The 16,273-nt window shown below is 62.7% G+C and carries 24 protein-coding genes; 19 read left to right on the top strand and 5 right to left on the bottom strand.

Annotated features, from left to right (window positions below; translation table 11 throughout):
• The 13 genes from tuf to ISS20_RS11180 all read left to right on the top strand — a co-directional run.
• Positions 1-1,152: elongation factor Tu (gene tuf / locus ISS20_RS11240; RefSeq protein WP_291436616.1), on the top strand; the 1,152-nt coding region annotated here is incomplete at its 5' end.
• A 25-nt stretch (positions 1,153-1,177) separates the two neighbouring features.
• Positions 1,178-1,489 carry a 30S ribosomal protein S10 gene (gene rpsJ, locus ISS20_RS11235; RefSeq protein ID WP_005796953.1) on the top strand — a complete coding sequence of 104 codons (312 nt, stop codon included), beginning with the start codon at positions 1,178-1,180 and terminating at the stop codon, positions 1,487-1,489.
• A gap of 232 nt (positions 1,490-1,721) precedes the next feature.
• The gene (gene rplC / locus ISS20_RS11230) at positions 1,722-2,396 is read left to right on the top strand and encodes a 50S ribosomal protein L3 (protein ID WP_291436614.1); all 675 of its coding nucleotides are present in this window, start codon (positions 1,722-1,724) and stop codon (positions 2,394-2,396) included.
• Positions 2,396-3,016, top strand: a complete 621-nt coding sequence (rplD, locus tag ISS20_RS11225) for a 50S ribosomal protein L4 (RefSeq protein ID WP_008906425.1) — start codon at positions 2,396-2,398, stop codon at positions 3,014-3,016. Before rplC ends, rplD begins: the two co-directional genes overlap by 1 nt.
• Entirely contained in the window at positions 3,013-3,327 is a 315-nt protein-coding gene (gene rplW / locus ISS20_RS11220) for a 50S ribosomal protein L23 (RefSeq protein ID WP_007847815.1), read from the top strand. The genes rplD and rplW overlap by 4 nt, the downstream gene beginning before the upstream one ends.
• 2 nt (positions 3,328-3,329) lie before the next feature.
• A complete protein-coding gene (gene rplB / locus ISS20_RS11215; RefSeq protein WP_008906426.1) occupies positions 3,330-4,154 on the top strand; it encodes a 50S ribosomal protein L2 in 825 nt (274 codons plus the stop codon).
• 10 nt (positions 4,155-4,164) lie between these two features.
• A complete protein-coding gene (gene rpsS, locus ISS20_RS11210) occupies positions 4,165-4,440 on the top strand; it encodes a 30S ribosomal protein S19 (RefSeq protein WP_010467177.1) in 276 nt (91 codons plus the stop codon).
• Positions 4,441-4,449: 9 nt separating this feature from the next.
• Positions 4,450-4,782 carry a 50S ribosomal protein L22 gene (gene rplV / locus ISS20_RS11205; protein ID WP_007847806.1) on the top strand — a complete coding sequence of 111 codons (333 nt, stop codon included), beginning with the start codon at positions 4,450-4,452 and terminating at the stop codon, positions 4,780-4,782.
• 15 nt (positions 4,783-4,797) lie between these two features.
• Positions 4,798-5,679, top strand: a complete 882-nt coding sequence (gene rpsC / locus ISS20_RS11200) for a 30S ribosomal protein S3 (protein WP_291436593.1) — start codon at positions 4,798-4,800, stop codon at positions 5,677-5,679.
• Between the two features lie 2 nt (positions 5,680-5,681).
• On the top strand, positions 5,682-6,098 hold the full coding sequence (rplP, locus tag ISS20_RS11195; protein WP_015012190.1) for a 50S ribosomal protein L16: 417 nt from the start codon (positions 5,682-5,684) through the stop codon (positions 6,096-6,098).
• Between the two features lie 17 nt (positions 6,099-6,115).
• On the top strand, positions 6,116-6,313 hold the full coding sequence (gene rpmC, locus ISS20_RS11190; RefSeq protein WP_015012191.1) for a 50S ribosomal protein L29: 198 nt from the start codon (positions 6,116-6,118) through the stop codon (positions 6,311-6,313).
• A gap of 9 nt (positions 6,314-6,322) precedes the next feature.
• Positions 6,323-6,592, top strand: coding sequence for a 30S ribosomal protein S17 (gene rpsQ, locus ISS20_RS11185; protein WP_056058906.1), 270 nt, complete (start codon positions 6,323-6,325; stop codon positions 6,590-6,592).
• 193 nt (positions 6,593-6,785) lie between these two features.
• On the top strand, positions 6,786-7,292 hold the full coding sequence (locus tag ISS20_RS11180) for a peroxiredoxin (protein WP_291436581.1): 507 nt from the start codon (positions 6,786-6,788) through the stop codon (positions 7,290-7,292).
• Between the two features lie 71 nt (positions 7,293-7,363).
• Here the strand turns inward: ISS20_RS11180 and ISS20_RS11175 are convergent, their stop codons facing one another.
• Both ISS20_RS11175 and ISS20_RS11170 read right to left on the bottom strand, forming a co-directional pair.
• A complete protein-coding gene (locus ISS20_RS11175) occupies positions 7,364-7,855 on the bottom strand; it encodes a GNAT family N-acetyltransferase (RefSeq protein ID WP_291436579.1) in 492 nt (163 codons plus the stop codon).
• A 46-nt stretch (positions 7,856-7,901) separates the two neighbouring features.
• A complete protein-coding gene (locus ISS20_RS11170; protein WP_291436577.1) occupies positions 7,902-8,579 on the bottom strand; it encodes a cytochrome b/b6 domain-containing protein in 678 nt (225 codons plus the stop codon).
• 173 nt (positions 8,580-8,752) lie between these two features.
• Here ISS20_RS11170 and ISS20_RS11165 point away from each other — a divergent pair, with 173 nt between their 5' ends.
• Positions 8,753-9,208 carry a cytochrome c gene (locus ISS20_RS11165; RefSeq protein WP_291436575.1) on the top strand — a complete coding sequence of 152 codons (456 nt, stop codon included), beginning with the start codon at positions 8,753-8,755 and terminating at the stop codon, positions 9,206-9,208.
• 151 nt (positions 9,209-9,359) lie between these two features.
• On the opposite strand, the gene ISS20_RS11160 is transcribed toward ISS20_RS11165, so the two are convergent.
• Entirely contained in the window at positions 9,360-9,863 is a 504-nt protein-coding gene (locus tag ISS20_RS11160; RefSeq protein WP_291436573.1) for a TlpA disulfide reductase family protein, read from the bottom strand.
• Between the two features lie 181 nt (positions 9,864-10,044).
• Here ISS20_RS11160 and ISS20_RS11155 point away from each other — a divergent pair, with 181 nt between their 5' ends.
• The 5 genes from ISS20_RS11155 to ptsP all read left to right on the top strand — a co-directional run bounded on the left by ISS20_RS11155 (position 10,045) and on the right by ptsP (position 14,418).
• Complete coding sequence (locus tag ISS20_RS11155; RefSeq protein WP_291436572.1) at positions 10,045-10,578, top strand: hypothetical protein; 534 nt, start codon at positions 10,045-10,047, stop codon at positions 10,576-10,578.
• On the top strand, positions 10,575-11,831 hold the full coding sequence (locus ISS20_RS11150; RefSeq protein WP_291436570.1) for an MFS transporter: 1,257 nt from the start codon (positions 10,575-10,577) through the stop codon (positions 11,829-11,831). Before ISS20_RS11155 ends, ISS20_RS11150 begins: the two co-directional genes overlap by 4 nt.
• An 85-nt stretch (positions 11,832-11,916) precedes the next feature.
• The gene (locus ISS20_RS11145; RefSeq protein ID WP_291436569.1) at positions 11,917-12,369 is read left to right on the top strand and encodes a PTS fructose transporter subunit IIA; all 453 of its coding nucleotides are present in this window, start codon (positions 11,917-11,919) and stop codon (positions 12,367-12,369) included.
• Positions 12,338-12,607, top strand: a complete 270-nt coding sequence (locus ISS20_RS11140) for an HPr family phosphocarrier protein (protein ID WP_291436567.1) — start codon at positions 12,338-12,340, stop codon at positions 12,605-12,607. The genes ISS20_RS11145 and ISS20_RS11140 overlap by 32 nt, the downstream gene beginning before the upstream one ends.
• Before the next feature lie 53 nt (positions 12,608-12,660).
• On the top strand, positions 12,661-14,418 hold the full coding sequence (gene ptsP, locus ISS20_RS11135) for a phosphoenolpyruvate--protein phosphotransferase (RefSeq protein ID WP_291436565.1): 1,758 nt from the start codon (positions 12,661-12,663) through the stop codon (positions 14,416-14,418).
• 91 nt (positions 14,419-14,509) lie between these two features.
• On the opposite strand, the gene ISS20_RS11130 is transcribed toward ptsP, so the two are convergent.
• Both ISS20_RS11130 and ISS20_RS11125 read right to left on the bottom strand, forming a co-directional pair.
• The gene (locus tag ISS20_RS11130) at positions 14,510-15,343 is read right to left on the bottom strand and encodes a DMT family transporter (RefSeq protein WP_291436564.1); all 834 of its coding nucleotides are present in this window, start codon (positions 15,341-15,343) and stop codon (positions 14,510-14,512) included.
• A gap of 101 nt (positions 15,344-15,444) precedes the next feature.
• On the bottom strand, positions 15,445-16,158 hold the full coding sequence (locus ISS20_RS11125; protein ID WP_291436562.1) for an AraC family transcriptional regulator: 714 nt from the start codon (positions 16,156-16,158) through the stop codon (positions 15,445-15,447).
• Between the last annotated feature and the right edge of the window lie 115 nt (positions 16,159-16,273).

The raw sequence follows: 16,273 nt of genomic DNA, 5'->3' as shown, positions 1-16,273 counted from the left end.
AACGTGGGCACGATCGGCCACGTGGACCATGGCAAGACCACGCTGACGGCAGCCATCGCCACGGTGCTGTCCGCCAAGTTCGGCGGCGAAGCCAAGGCCTACGACCAGATCGACGCTGCGCCCGAAGAAAAGGCCCGCGGTATCACGATCAACACCGCCCACGTGGAATACGAAACGGCCAACCGCCACTACGCCCACGTGGACTGCCCCGGTCACGCCGACTATGTGAAGAACATGATCACCGGCGCTGCCCAGATGGACGGCGCTATCCTGGTTTGCTCCGCCGCTGACGGCCCAATGCCCCAGACCCGCGAGCACATTCTGCTGGCTCGCCAAGTGGGCGTGCCTTACATCATCGTGTTCCTGAACAAGTGCGACATGGTGGACGACGAAGAACTGCTGGAACTCGTCGAAATGGAAGTGCGCGAACTCCTGGACAAGTACGACTTCCCAGGCGACGACACCCCCATCATCCGTGGCTCCGCCAAGCTCGCCCTGGAAGGCGACAAGGGCAAGCTGGGTGAAGAAGCCATCATGAAGCTGGCCGAAGCACTGGACACCTACATCCCCACGCCTGAGCGCGCTGTGGACGGTGCCTTCCTGATGCCCGTGGAAGACGTGTTCTCCATCTCCGGTCGTGGCACCGTGGTGACCGGTCGCGTGGAACGCGGCATCATCAAGGTCGGCGAAGAAATCGAAATCGTCGGTATCCGCGACACGCAAAAGACCATCTGCACCGGCGTGGAAATGTTCCGCAAGCTGCTGGACCAAGGCCAAGCTGGCGACAACGTCGGTCTGCTGCTGCGCGGCACCAAGCGCGAAGACGTGGAACGTGGCCAAGTGCTGTGCAAGCCCGGCTCGATCAAGCCCCACACCCACTTCACGGCTGAGGTGTATGTGCTGAGCAAGGACGAAGGCGGCCGCCACACTCCTTTCTTCAACAACTACCGTCCTCAGTTCTATTTCCGCACGACCGACGTGACTGGTGCTATCGAGCTGCCAGCCGACAAGGAAATGGTCATGCCTGGTGACAACGTGTCGATCACTGTGAAGCTGATCAACCCCATCGCCATGGAAGAAGGTCTGCGCTTCGCTATCCGCGAAGGTGGCCGTACCGTGGGCGCTGGCGTCGTGGCCAAGATCATTGCTTAATTCATAAGCAGAAAAGGAACTTGCCATGTCCAAGCAAAAAATCCGCATCCGCCTGAAGGCGTTTGACTACAAGCTGATCGATCAGTCCGCTGCCGAGATCGTTGACACCGCCAAGCGCACAGGCGCCATCGTCAAGGGTCCCGTGCCCCTGCCGACACGCATGAAGCGTTTCGACATCCTGCGCTCGCCGCACGTCAACAAGACCAGTCGCGACCAGCTGGAAATCCGCACGCACCAGCGTCTGATGGACATCGTGGACCCAACGGACAAGACCGTGGACGCCCTGATGAAGCTCGACCTGCCAGCCGGCGTGGACGTCGAAATCAAGCTGCAGTGATGTAGCAATGGCTGCTGTGGGGCGGGCTTGCCTGCCTTGCAGTGACTGAAATAACGCGAACTTGCTTGAAAAAGCAGTTCGCGTTATACTTTAGGGCTTCGCTCGATTTGCGCCGGTTAAACGGTGTGCGTCAGCGGAGTTTTATTAACCTTCTTTCATACACGCAAGCGAGAGCCTGCGAAAACGCCGTAGCCAATTGAAGTTGCGGCGGTGAGAGTTTTGGAGAAAACCAATGAGTCTGAGCAACTCCCTCGGGTTGCTGGGTCGCAAAGTGGGCATGATGCGTCTGTTCACCGATGATGGGGACGCAGTGCCTGTCACGGTGGTGGATGTGTCCAACAACCGCGTTACCCAGGTCAAAACCCAAGAGAACGATGGCTACGTGGCCCTGCAGGTCACGTTCGGTTCGCGCAAAGCATCGCGCGTGACCAAGCCAGAAGCCGGCCACCTTGCCAAGGCAGGTGTGGAAGCCGGTGAAATCATCCAGGAATTCCGCGTGACCGCAGAAACCGCTGGCAAGTATGCCGCTGGTGCTGCAGTGCCTGTGGCTGATGTTTTTGCTGTCGGCCAGAAGGTGGATGTGCAAGGCACCTCCATCGGTAAGGGCTACGCCGGTACCATCAAGCGTCACAACATGAGCTCGCAGCGCGCGTCGCACGGTAACAGCCGTTCGCACAACGTGCCTGGCTCGATCGGTATGGCACAAGACCCAGGTCGCGTGTTCCCCGGCAAGCGCATGACGGGTCACCTCGGCGATGTCACCAAGACCACGCAAAACCTCGATGTCATTCGCATCGACGAAGCGCGTCAACTGCTCTTGATCAAGGGCGCAATCCCGGGCTCCAAGGGTGGGTTCGTGACCGTGCGTCCCGCAGTCAAGGCCAAACCTTCTAAAGGAGCGAACTAATGCAGCTCGAACTCCTGAATGACCAAGGCCAGGGCGCATCCAAGTTGGATGTTCCTGAAACCGTGTTCGGTCGTGAATACAACGAAGATCTGGTGCACCAGATCGTGGTGGCCTATCAGGCCAACGCACGCCAAGGCACTCGCGCCCAGAAGGACCGCGAGCAAGTCCGTCACTCGACCAAGAAGCCTTTCAAGCAAAAGGGTACGGGTAACGCACGTGCAGGTATGACTTCCTCGCCTCTGTGGCGTGGGGGTGGTCGGATTTTCCCGAACATGCCTGACGAAAATTTCACGCAGAAGATCAACAAGAAGATGTACCGCGCCGGTATGTCTGCCATCTTGTCGCAGCTGGCCCGCGAAGGCCGTCTGGCTGTGGTCGATTCGCTCAAGCTTGACTCGCCTAAGACCAAGGTCCTGGCTGACAAGTTCAAGGCGATGAACCTGCAATCGGTGATGGTGATTGCCGACGAAGTGGACGAAAACCTGTACCTGGCTTCCCGCAATCTGGTGAACGTGCTCGTCGTTGAGCCCCGTTACGCTGATCCCGTGTCGCTGGTGCGTTTCAAGAAAGTGCTCGTCACCAAGGGTGCAATCGACAAACTCAAGGAGATGTTCGCATGAGCACACTCAAGTTTGACGAAGGTCGTCTGATGCAAGTGCTGGTCGCTCCCATCGTGTCCGAAAAGGCCACCATGGTTGCCGAGAAGTCCAATGCAGTGACGTTCAAGGTGCTGCAGAACGCTACCAAGCCCGAAATCAAGGCCGCTGTGGAATTGATGTTCAAGGTGGAAGTCAAGGGCGTTTCTGTGGTGAACACCAAAGGCAAGACCAAGCGTTTCGGCAAGACCGTCGGCCGCCGCGACAACGTTCGCAAGGCATACGTCACGCTGCAGCCAGGTCAAGAGCTGAACCTCTCCGGGGAGGCCGCGTAATCATGGCTGTCGTTAAGATGAAACCTACCTCGCCCGGCCAACGTGCTGTGGTGAAGGTCACGCGTGACCACCTGTACAAGGGTGAAGCGTACGCCCCCCTGCTGGAGCCACAATTCCAGAAGGCCGGTCGTAACAACAACGGTCACATCACCACCCGTCACAAGGGCGGTGGTCACAAGCACCACTACCGTGTGGTGGACTTCAAGCGCAACAAGGACGGTATTCCGGCCAAGGTTGAGCGCATTGAGTACGATCCCAACCGTACGGCCCACATCGCTCTGGTGTGCTATGCCGACGGCGAGCGTCGCTACATCATCGCTCCCCGCAACCTGGAAGTGGGCGCAACCCTGCTGTCCGGTTCGGAAGCTCCGATCCGCGCAGGCAACACGCTGCCTATCCGCAACATCCCCGTGGGTTCGACCATCCACTGCATCGAGCTCAAGCCCGGTGCCGGTGCTCAGATCGCCCGCTCGGCTGGTGCTTCGGCAACGCTGCTGGCCCGCGAAGGCGTTTACGCTCAAGTGCGTATGCGCTCCGGCGAAGTGCGCAAGATTCACATCGAATGCCGCGCCACCATCGGTGAAGTGGCCAACGAAGAGCACAGCCTGCGCCAACTGGGCAAGGCCGGCGTGAAGCGCTGGATGGGTATTCGTCCTACGGTTCGTGGCGTGGCCATGAACCCTGTGGATCACCCTCACGGTGGTGGCGAAGGCCGCACCGGCGAAGGCCGCCATGCAGTCGATCCTTGGGGCAATCTGACCAAGGGTTATCGCACCCGTAACAACAAGCGCACACAGATCATGATCGTGTCGCGTCGCAAGAAGTAAGGGGTAACAGATGACTCGCTCTCTCAAAAAGGGTCCATTTGTTGACCATCACTTGCTGGCCAAGGTCGAAAAGGCCGTTGCCACCAAGGACAAGAAACCAGTCAAGACCTGGTCGCGTCGCTCCATGGTTCTGCCCGAGTTCATCGGTCTGACCATTGCCGTGCACAACGGCAAGCAACACGTGCCGGTCTATGTCACCGACCAGATGGTGGGCCACAAGCTGGGCGAATTCGCCCTGACGCGCACCTTCAAGGGTCACCCCGCTGACAAAAAAGCGAAGAAGTAAGGAACGACCATGTCTGAAACACGTGCAGTCCTCCGGGGCGTCCGTCTGTCGGTCGACAAGGGCCGTCTGGTCGCCGACCTGATCCGCGGCAAGAAAGTGGACCAGGCTCTGAACATCCTGAACTTCACGCAGAAAAAAGCTGCGGGAATCGTCAAGAAGGTTCTGGAGTCGGCCATCGCCAACGCCGAACACAACGATGGCGCTGACATCGACGAACTGAAGGTCAAGACCATCTACGTCGAACAAGGCACCACGCTCAAGCGCTTCACCGCGCGCGCCAAAGGCCGCGGCAACCGCATCAGCAAGCCCACGTGCCATGTGTACGTGACGGTTGGCAACTAAAGGCTCGGGAAGACTATGGGACAGAAAATCCATCCTACCGGCTTCCGCCTTGCGGTCAGCCGCAACTGGTCCAGCCGTTGGTACGCCAGCAACCGCGATTTCGCGGGCATGCTGGCCGAAGACATCAAGGTGCGCGAGTACCTGAAGGCCAAGCTCAAGAACGCGGCTGTGTCGCGCATCCTGATCGAGCGTCCTGCCAAGAACGCCCGCATCACCATTTACTCGGCACGTCCTGGTGTGGTGATCGGCAAGAAGGGTGAAGACATCGAGAACCTGAAGAAGGAACTCGCTGCTCGCCTGGGCGTGCCGGTCGCAGTGAACATCGAAGAAGTGCGTAAGCCTGAAATCGATGCCAAGCTGATCGCCGACAGCATCACGCAACAGCTCGAAAAGCGCATCATGTTCCGCCGCGCCATGAAGCGCGCCATGCAGAACGCCATGCGTCTGGGTGCCCAGGGCATCAAGATCATGTCGTCCGGTCGTCTGAACGGTATCGAAATCGCTCGCTGCGAGTGGTACCGTGAAGGCCGCGTGCCACTTCACACGCTGCGTGCGGACATCGACTACGGTACCTCTGAAGCCAAGACCACCTACGGTGTGATCGGCGTCAAGGTCTGGGTCTACAAGGGTGACACGCTGGGCCGCAATGACCTGCCCGCCGTGGAAACGCCTCGTCCAGACGAAGAGCGCCGCCCACGCGGCCCACGCCGTGATGGCCGCCCAGGTGGCGATCGTCCAGGCGCAGGCCGTGGCCCACGTCGTCCTGTCGGTGGCAACGCCGCTCCGGCCGACGGCAGCGACAAGCCAGCGGAAGCTGGTGGCGCTGATAACACCGCCGTTAAGCGCGTACGCAAAGTCGCCGCGCCCGCTACAGCAGCGGACGGTAAAGGAGAATAAAGATGCTGCAACCTGCTCGCCGTAAATACCGCAAGGAGCAAAAGGGCCGTAACACTGGTGTCGCAACACGGGGTGCCTCCGTTGCGTTCGGTGATTTCGGTCTGAAGTGCACCGATCGTGGCCGTCTGACGGCCCGCCAGATCGAAGCTGCACGCCGTGCGATTTCCCGTCACGTCAAGCGTGGCGGCCGTATCTGGATCCGTGTGTTCCCGGACAAGCCAATCTCTACCAAGCCCGCAGAAGTGCGTATGGGTAACGGTAAGGGCAACCCCGAGTACTACGTGGCCGAAATCCAGCCCGGCAAGATCGTGTTCGAGATCGTCGGCGTGCCCGAAGAACTGGCCCGCGAAGCCTTCCGCCTGGCTGCTGCCAAGCTGCCGCTGCGCACCACGTTCGTCAGCCGTCACCTTGGCGCGTAATTCAGGAGACCATGAAAATGACCAAAGCTACTGAACTGCGCCAAAAAGACGTTGCCGGCATCGAGGCCGAAATCAAGGCACTGCAAAAGGCCCATTTCGGTCTGCGCATGCAAAAGGCTACGCAGCAACTGGGTAACACCAACACGCTGCGCACCACCCGCCGTGATATCGCACGTGCCAAGACCATTCTTGCTGAAAAGCAAGCCGCCAAGTAAGGAGCCCATATGACGGAACCTAAAAAATCCCTCAAGCGCACCTTGATTGGCAAGGTGGTCAGCGACAAGCGTCAAAAGACTGTGACCGTGCTCGTCGAGCGCCGTGTGAAGCACGAGCTCTACGGCAAGATCGTTGCGAAGTCGAGCAAGTACCACGCCCATGATGAAAATGGCGAGTACAAGCTGGGCGACGTGATCGAAATCACCGAGAGCCGTCCGCTCTCCAAGACCAAGAACTGGGTGGCTACCCGTTTGGTGCAAAAGGCTGGCCTGCTGTAAGCAGCAGCCCATGCCTGCTCTGTGGGCGCAAGCCCCTGGGCAGCAAAGCCCTTCAAAACGACCCACAATGTGGGTCGTTTTGCTTTGTGGGCCTCCCTTTTGCGCACACGCTACACAGTGCCCAAGAGAAGCTTGGCGAGGCACGGCGTTCTCGGGTTCCAACACCCCATCCCAACATCCCTAGGAGAAAACAATGATCAAAGTCGGTGACACCCTGCCCGCAGCCACGCTGATGGAATATTCCGAAATCGAGGGCGAAGGCTGCAGCATTGGGCCAAATCCCGTAGCGGTGGACAAGGCCACGGCAGGCAAGACGATTGCCCTGTTTGCATTGCCTGGCGCCTTCACCCCCACCTGCTCGGCCAAGCATGTTCCGGGCTATGTGGAGAAGGCTGCCGAGTTCAAGGCGGCTGGTGTGGATGAGATCTGGTGCGTGAGCGTGAACGACGCTTTTGTGATGGGCGCCTGGGCGCGTGACCAGAAGACCGATGGCAAGGTGCGCATGCTGGGCGACGGCAGCGCCGCCTTCGCGCAAGCCACGGGCCTGACTCTGGACCTGACCTCCAAGGGCATGGGCCTGCGCAGCAACCGCTATTCGATGCTGGTGCGCGATGGCAAGGTCGTGACGCTCAACGTCGAAGCGCCAGGCAAGTTTGAAGTGAGCGATGCCGACACGCTGCTGGCGCAGGCCAAGGCGTGACATATCACGTTTACTGCTATTGAATAGATAGCTGCCGGCGCATGTAAATCATGCGCTGGCGCCTCAAATGATCAAAAAATATCGACCTTGAGGTAATGCGCCCCCGGTATTGGGTTGTGGTAGTAGGGAGGGATTTCCTCGAAGCCCAGATCGGTATACAGCGCGCGGGCCGACTCCATATCGTCCAGGGTGTCGAGCAATACGCAGGCGTAACCGGCCTGCCGCGCCCGGTCCAGCATAGCTTCGGCCAGTTCGCGGCCCAGGCCAAAGCCCCGAAATGCCTTGCGCACATACAGCCGCTTCATTTCACTGGCGTTGGGGTAATCGGCGTTGTCCAGCGGGCGCAGGGCACAACAGCCGGCCAGGGCGCCTTCGACTTCTGCGACTAGCAGGGCGCCACGTGGTTCGGCGTAGTCGCCAGGCAACTGCGCCAGTTCGGACTCAAAGTCCTGAAAACACAAATCGACGCCCAGCGTGCAGGCGTACTCGCGAAAGATGTCTCTGACCGCGTCCCACTCCGCAGGCGAGGAGGGAGTTCTCAGGGAGATGGAGGGCTTGTCCAAAGCGCAGGGCGTGCAAACGAGGGAGCCGCCAGTGTAGCGACTTCGGTCAGACCGCCGGTGCTGCCAGTGACGACACCCACCAGGCCAATGCCGCACTCAGGGCCAGCACCACCAAGGCCGCGATGCGGCTTATGGCGTCATCACGGGAGGGCGTTGCGGCCTGAGGCAGCGTCTTGTCTCCGCCCAGCATGGGTCGGATGAGCTGTTGTTTGCGCACACGCACATAAAAGATGATGGCCAGCACGTGCAGGCCCACCAGCCCCAGCACCAGAAACTGCCCGATGTCCTTGTGGTAGCTCGTAGCCAGACCCACGACGGCGTTCGAGACATATTGGGTCAACGGTCCGGCAAAGGCGATCTCGTCGTCGCTCAGCAAACCCGTGCCCACTTGGGCTGCCAGCACGGCCAGCAGCACGAACACCGACAACGCGCCCAGCGGGCTGTGTCCGATGCCGTCCTCAGGATGTGGCGCGCCACGCAGGTACCGCAGCAGCCGTGCCGGCGAGTACAGGAATGCCGAAAAGCGCGACCAGCGCCCCCCCACCAACCCCCAGACAGTCCGGAACACGAGCAATGCCAGCACCGTGTAGCCCAGACGGAAGTGCCAGACCATGGCATTGCCCCCCACATTGGCGGTGATGACCAGTGCCACGATGCAGACCGCCAGGGCCCAATGAAAAATACGGGTTGGTAGGTCCCAGATGCGTACGGTGTGCTGCGTCATGGTGGTCAAAGGCGGTGCGCCGAAGTGAGGGATGGATGAAGAGATATGCGGCATTGTGCGACAGGGCGGTCGGACCTGTAACCTCCCAGCCACAGCACAACTGCGCTCAAACCGGCATACTGCGCAGGCTTGGAAGGCACCATTCTGTTCCACCCACGAAAAAGGAAGTTCCGATGAAAGCACTTGCTGCGTTGACCCTGGCGGCTGCGGCCCTGACCCTGTCCGCTCCCGCCTCCGCCCAATTTGCCAAAGCCGAAGATGCCATCAAATACCGCCAGAGTGCGCTGTTCGTGATGGGCCAGCACTTCGGCGGCCTGGGCGCCATGGCCAACGGCCGTGTGCCTTTCGACGCCAAGGTGGCGCAAGAGAACGCCGATATCGTGGCCCACATGGCAAAGCTGCCATGGGCAGGTTTTGGCCCGGGCACCGACAAGGGCGCACCCACCAAGGCACTGCCAGAAATCTGGACCGAGCAGGCCAAGTTCAAGGACCATGCCGAGAAGCTCGAAGCAGAGGCCGTGAAACTTGCCGCTGCGGCCAAGACGGGTAACCTCGACAATCTCAAGACCGCTTTCGGCGCTACGGCGGGCACCTGCAAGGCCTGCCACGACAGCTTCCGCGCGAAGTGACAGAAACAGCGGGAGAAGCTTGTTGCTATGCTTTGTATAGCAATTCAGGCATGATTCACTAGAGCAAAAGGCCAATTTCTTTCGAAATTGGCCTTTTTTGTGCCCGGGGCGGGGTGTAGTGCATGATGGGGCGTTGTATTTGCCCCGCTTCTCAGGTTTCCGCCAACAGCTTCTCGATCAACTGGTGCAGCTCCGGGAAATTGGGGGCGCCCACATAGGTCTTCACGATCTCGCCCCGCTTGTTCACGATGAACGTGGAGGGCGTCAGGCGCACATCGCCCCAGGCCTTGGCCACACTGCCGGTGTTGTCGATGGCCACCTGGAAAGGCAGCTTGCGTGTCTCTGCAAAGTTCACCACGTAGCTGGGTGGGTCGTAGCTCATGGCCACAGCCAGGGTATCAAAGCCTTTGCTGTTGTACTTGTTGTAAGTCGCGACGATCTCTGGCATCTCGGCCACACAGGTCGTGCAGCTCGTGGCCCAGAAGTTGACCAGTGTGACCTTGCCCTTCAGGTCGGCGGTGGATTTGCTGGAGCCGTCCAGCAGTACGAAGGTCGATGCAGGCGCTTCGGCGCGGCCCGTGTCCAGGTACACATAGGCGCCCACAGCGGCAAACGCTGCCACCGCCACACCTGCTGCCCAATGCTTGATCGCCATGACTTCACCACCCATCCCAAAAAAACACGGGGCCTGTGCCCCACCCCACATTGTGCCGGAGCCGCCCGCTCGCGGCGCAAGCGGCGCCCGCAACACCAGGGCTGGACTCGACTTTCCCGCAAAAGTTCGCTGCAGAACGCAGGGCAGAGCCGACATCGGGGACTCTGCCGATAATGCCCCGATGAAATGGACATTGACCGGGGCCGCCGCCCTGCTGATTGCGGGCTGCAGCCCCGCACTGAATTGGCGCACCGTGCCGCTGCCCGAGGCGGACCTGACCATCACCCTGCCGTGCAAGCCCGACCACGCCACCCGCACCGTGGAGCTGGCCGGTGCGCCGGTAGAGCTGTCCATGGTGGGCTGCGATGCCGATGGCGCAACCTTTGCCGTATCCCATGCCGCGTTGGCCGACCCTGCCCAGGTGGGCGCAGCACTCACCCACTGGCGGGCTGCCATGCTGGCGCGCCTGGGGGCGGGGGCTGTAGCAGGGGCCCAAGACGTTTCCTATACGCCGCGCGGCACCTTGCCCCTGCCGCAGTCGGTGCGTACCGTGGCCCAGGGTCAGCGCCCCGACGGCACCGCGGTCACGGCGCAGGCCGTGTGGTTTGCACGCGCGGCAGGGCCGCAGGTGCGGCTGTACCACGCCGTCGTCTACAGCGCCAAGCCCCGACCAGAAGTGGCCGACCAATTCTTCGCCGGCCTGGCGCTGCCATGAGCGGCGGCGTGTTGCCACGGCGGGCGGCCGTCATCGTCTTTCTGGCGTTTGCCTTTGCCTACTTTCTGTCCGCGCTGGTGCGTGCTGTCACGGCCACCCTGGCGCCCACGCTGGCCCAGGAGTTCTCGCTGCAGGCGCGGGACCTGGGGCTGCTGGCGGGCGGGTACTTTCTGGGCTTCTCTGCCACGCAGCTGCCTTTGGGCACCTGGCTGGACCGCCACGGCCCCAAGAAGGTCGCGCTGGGGTTCCTGGGCGTGGCCGTGGTGGGCAGCCTCGTGTTCTCAGCGGCCACGGGGTTCTCAGGGTTGCTCGCCGGGCGGGTCTTGTGTGGTGCGGGCGTCAGCGCCTGCCTGATGGCGCCGCTCACGGGCTATCGCCGCTGGCTGGAGCCGGTGGCGCAGATGCGGGCGAACTCGTGGATGCTGATGACGGGCTCGCTGGGCATGGTGGCCTCCACGCTGCCAGTGCAATGGGCGTTGCCGCTGGTGGGCTGGCGGCCACTGTTCTGGGGGCTGGCGGTATTGATCGCGTTGTCGATGGTGGTGATTGCTTTGTGGGTGCCGGTCTGGGGTTCGGCGGGGCAGTCCAAGGCAGCGCCCAACGCCGCAGAGGCCGTGCCCCAGGGCTATGGCGTGGTGTGGCGCCACCCCTACTTCCAGCGCCTCGCGCCGCTGGGGTTCTTCTGCTACGGCGGCATGGTGGCCATGCAGACGTTGTGGGCAGGGCCGTGGATGCAGCGCGTAGCGGGCTACACCGCCCTGGAGTCGGCGACGGGCCTGTTCTGGATCAACGTCTCCATGTTGTGCACCTTCTGGACCTGGGGCATGGTCAACCCCTGGCTGCTGCGCAAGGGGTTTGGTGCCGACCGCCTGATGGCCATGGGCCTGCCGCTGTGCCTGGTGGTGTTGCTGGGCATCATCCTGGCGGGGCCCCAGGCCGGGGGCGGCGCTTGGGCCTTGTTCTGTGTGTCTTGCACCTTTGTGTCGCTGTCGCAGCCTGCCGTGGCCATGGCGTTTCCGCAGGCGCTGGCAGGGCGTGCACTGTCGGCCTACAACCTCGTGATTTTTGCGGGCGTGTTTGTGGTGCAGTGGGGCATCGGGCTGGCGGTGGACGCCTTTGCGGCTGCCGGACTGGCCACGGTGCAGGCCTTTCAGGCGGCCATGGCGGTGTACCTGGCGTGCAACGCCGGCGCCTATGCGTGGTTCGTGTTGCGAGGGCGGCGCCATAATGTGCTGACAACCCCCACACCATGAACACTTGCGCAACCATCGATGCAACCACCGGCGGCCTCTTCATGACCTGCCCTTCGTTGATACCCGCGTGGCGTAAGTCGTGACCATGAGCCCCACCAGCATCCTCATCATTGCCCACGCCCCACTGGCCCACGCGCTGCGTGAATGTGCGCTTCACGTGTTTGCAGACTGCGGCAGCAGCGTCGCCGCCCTGGACGTGCAGCCCAACCAGCCCCCCGAAGAATCGCTGGCCCAGGCTCGCATCATGCTGGACCAGCTGGGTACCGACACCACCCTGGTGCTGACCGATGTGTTTGGTGCCACGCCCTGCAATGTGGCGCAGCGGCTGGTGGATGGCGTGCGCTCGCGCCTGGTGACGGGCGTCAACCTGCCGATGCTGTTGCGCGCCGTGAGTTACCGGGCCGAGCCGCTCGATTCCGTGGTGACCCGCGCTGTGGTGGGGGGCACCCAAGGGGTGATGCAGGTGGCCATTTCCGCGCCGCAGAACCAGAACCGCCGTAACCGACATGATCAAGACTCGTACGACCATCAGCAATAAACTGGGCTTGCACGCCCGCGCTTCGGCCAAGCTCACCAAGCTGGCCGGCAGCTTCCCGTGTGACGTTTTCATGAGCAAGGGAGAGCGCCGCATCAACGCCAAGAGCATCATGGGCGTGATGATGCTGGCCGCCGGCCTGGGCTCCGAGGTGGAGCTGGAAACCAACGGCGACCGCGAACAGGAGGCCATAGACGCCCTGCTGGCACTCATCGCCGACAAATTTGGCGAGGGTGAGTGAACCTGCCAGCTCCGCCCGTGTCCTGACCCCGTCGAACCTTTGATCACACCACCATGACCTTCTCCGTCCACGGCCTCGCAGTTGCACGCGGCATTGCCATTGGCCGGGCCGTGCTGGTGGCGTCCAGCCGGGTGGATGTGGCGCACTACTTTGTCGAGCCCTCCCAGGTCGAGGGCGAGATCGAGCGGGTGCGCCAGGGCCGCAACGCCGTGGTCGAGGAGCTGCAGCGCCTGCAGACCGACATGCCCGCCGACGCGCCGCACGAGCTGACCGCGCTGCTGGACGTGCACCTGATGCTGCTGCAGGACGAAGCTCTAACGGGCGGCGTCAAACACTGGATCACCGAGCGCCTGTACAACGCCGAGTGGGCGCTCACCACCCAGCTTGAGGTGATTGCGCGCCAGTTCGACGAGATGGAGGACGAGTACCTGCGCGAGCGCAAGGCGGACCTGGAGCAGGTGGTTGAACGCATCCTGCGCTACATGAAAGGCGTGGCCAGCCCGGTGGCACCACCGGCCAGCAGCCCGCGCCGCAAGACACAGCAAGATTTGCTGCTGGACGACACGGTGGATGTGCCCCTGGTGCTGGTGGCGCACGACCTCTCGCCCGCCGACATGCTGCAGTTCAAACAAAGCGTGTTCGCGGGCTTTGTGACGGACGTGGGCGGCAAGACCAGCCACACCGCCATCGTCGCGCGCAGCATGGACATCCCCGCCGTGGTGGGCGCGCGTGCCGCCAGCCAGCTGGTGCGCCAGGACGACTGGGTCATCATCGACGGCGATGCGGGCGTGGTCATCGTCGATCCCTCGCCCATCATCCTGGCCGAATACGGATTTCGCCAGCGCCAGGTCGAACTGGAGCGCGAACGCCTGGCGCGCCTGCGCCACACGCCTGCCATCACCATCGACGGCCACAAGATCGAGCTGCTGGCCAACATCGAGCAGCCCGGTGACGCCGCCGCCGCCGTGCGCGCAGGCGCCGTGGGCGTGGGGCTGTTCCGCAGCGAATTTCTGTTCATGGGCAAAAGCGGCAACCTGCCCGGCGAGGACGAGCAGTACCGCGCCTACTGTGAGGCCATCGACGGCATGCAGGGCTTGCCAGTCACCATCCGCACCATTGATGTGGGCGCGGACAAGCCGCTGGACAACAAGGCCCACAAGGACAGCTACCTGAACCCGGCCCTGGGCCTGCGCGCCATTCGCTGGAGCCTGGCCGACCCGGCCATGTTCCGCACCCAGCTGCGCGCCGTGCTGCGGGCCGCTGCACATGGCAAGGTGAACCTGCTGTTTCCGATGCTCGCGCACACGCACGAGATCCAGCAAACCCTGGCCCAGGTGGACCTGGCCCGAGGCGAGCTGGATGCGCGTGGCGAGCCCTACGGTCCGGTGCAGCTGGGCGCGATGATCGAGGTACCTGCCGCCGCACTCATGGTGCGCACCTTCCTCAAGTATTTCGATTTCCTCTCGATCGGCACCAACGACCTGATCCAGTACACCCTGGCCATCGACCGCGCCGACGAGGCCGTGGCCCACCTGTACGACCCGCTGCACCCCGCGGTGTTGCGCTTGGTGAGCGATGTGATCGCCGAGGGCGAACGCCAGGGCAAGAGCGTGTGCGTGTGTGGCGAAACTGCCGGTGACGTGACCATGACCCGCCTGTTGCTAGGTTTGGGCTTGCGCAGCTTTTCGATGCACCCTGCACAGATCCTGGCCGTCAAGCAGGAGGTGTTGCGCGCCGACACGCGCAAGCTCGCACCGTGGGCGCAGCAGGTGCTGGAAGGCGACGAACCTGCCGTGCTGTTGACAGCCTGAGGGTTTGCGGGATCGTTGGCTACTATCAAAATTGATAGCTGCCAAGGCATATTTTTCCAGCGCTACTGGCCAATTGGGCTGATTTTTTCCGTCAGCGTGCCCGCATCCCCATCACGGCCGCGCTGATGATCATTGCGGTGGCGAGTGCAATGCTCCAGGTGAAGGCGCGCCCACTCACCAGAATCAGCAGCGCGGTGGACGCCAGTGGCGTGATGTAGCTCAGGATGCCGATGTGCCGGGCGTCCCCCAGTTTGAGCGCCCTGTCCCACATAAAAAACGACGCCCCCAGCGGCCCCAGGCCCAACACTGCGAGCAGCCCCCAGTCGCGCGGCTGCAGCGCCACAGCGGGCTCCAGCAGCACATGGCACAGCAGCGACAGCACGCCGGACACCAGTCCGAACAGGCCGATGGCCGTGGTCGGGAACGCTGCCACGCGTTTGGTCAGCAGCGAATAGGTGGCCCAGATGAGAGCCGCCGCCAGAGCGGGCAGGTAGCCCCAGGCCAGCGTGCCACTCAGCTCGCGTCCACCCGCAATCGCAGTGGCTGCTCCCCCAAAACCCAGCAGCGCCGCCAGCACATGCGGCAGGCGCAGCGCCACACCGGGCAGCACCACCGGCGAGAGCACCACGATGAACAGCGGCCAGAGGTAGTTGACCAGGTTGGCCTCCACCGGCGGGGCATGGCGCAGCGCAATGAACAGCAGGAAGTGGTACGCAAACAGGCCGTACACGCCCAGCGCCAGCGTGCGCAGCGGGATGCGCCACTGCGACGGGTCACGCAGCACAAACGGCCAGGCCGGCACGCTGCCGATGATGAGTGCAATGCCTGTGAGCAGGAAGGGCGGAATGTGGGTGAGTGACACCCCCAGTGAGGCGAGAGAGGCCCACAGCGCAATGGCGCCCAGGGCGTAGAAGTTGGCTTTCATGGCACCGAGCTTACGCCCGCCCGCACTCGAAAATCGTCGCGCAACGCTGGTGTACCGTCGCGCGCCAAGGTTGTTGGATGGTCTTCAGCGGTCTGCCTGCGTCATCTGTGATGCTCAGCTCGGCGCAGCGCAGCCGTAAGGGCCGAGGGCGAGCGGTAGCCCGTGCGCCGCGCCACCTCCGCCACTGCCATGCCAGTGCCCCGCAGCAGCCGCGCCTGTGCCAGGCGCTGGCCCCGTAGCCAGGCCATGGCACCCACGCCGTGGTCGTCCCGGCAGCGAGCGGCAAACTGGCTGGGGCTCAGGTGCACCTGCGCCGCCAGGTCGGCCACGGTCAGTTCACGGTGCCACTGCTGCGCCGCCCATTGCTGCAGTGCGGGCCAGTCGATGGTGCGGCGGCGCGTGGGGCCGGGCATGGAAAGGTGGGAACGGGGGCTGCCGAGCCAGGCCTCCAGCAACAGCGCAGAGCCGTAGGTTTGTGCCAGCGGGCGGTCTTGTTGCAGTGCGCTCGCCAGATAGTGCGCCAGTGGCAGTGCATCGGCGGGTGGTTTGGTCCAGCGGCGTTGGCCGGTACAGCGCGCCCAGTCGGGGTGTGCGCTGTCGAGCACCAGGCACAGGCTGCCACGGGACGATTCAAAGTCGTGCCGATCACCCGGGGCAATCACGCAGCCGCCGCCGGGTGCCACGCTCACGCAACGGCCAGCCACCTCCAGGTCCAGGGCTCCGGAGAGTCCCAGTAGGATCTGGAAATGGTCATGGCTGTGACTGCCCGGCGACGCGCCGTAGCGGCGCAGGGATAGTTGGTCTGGAGTGTCCATGGAGGCGGTTCGATTCCGGATTTTGCTGCAAATGGAGTTCAGGCTCAGATTGGTGTCGGCGGCATGCCCTTCGCCAGACCTGCCATTTAGTGCTTCGCGGTTTGAATTTATGTTG

The organism is Acidovorax sp., from assembly GCF_016783915.1.
In the GTDB taxonomy this organism is placed as follows: domain Bacteria; phylum Pseudomonadota; class Gammaproteobacteria; order Burkholderiales; family Burkholderiaceae_C; genus Acidovorax.
Note: the sequence above shows the minus strand (reverse complement) of the source record. Positions and strands in the feature narration are given on the sequence as shown.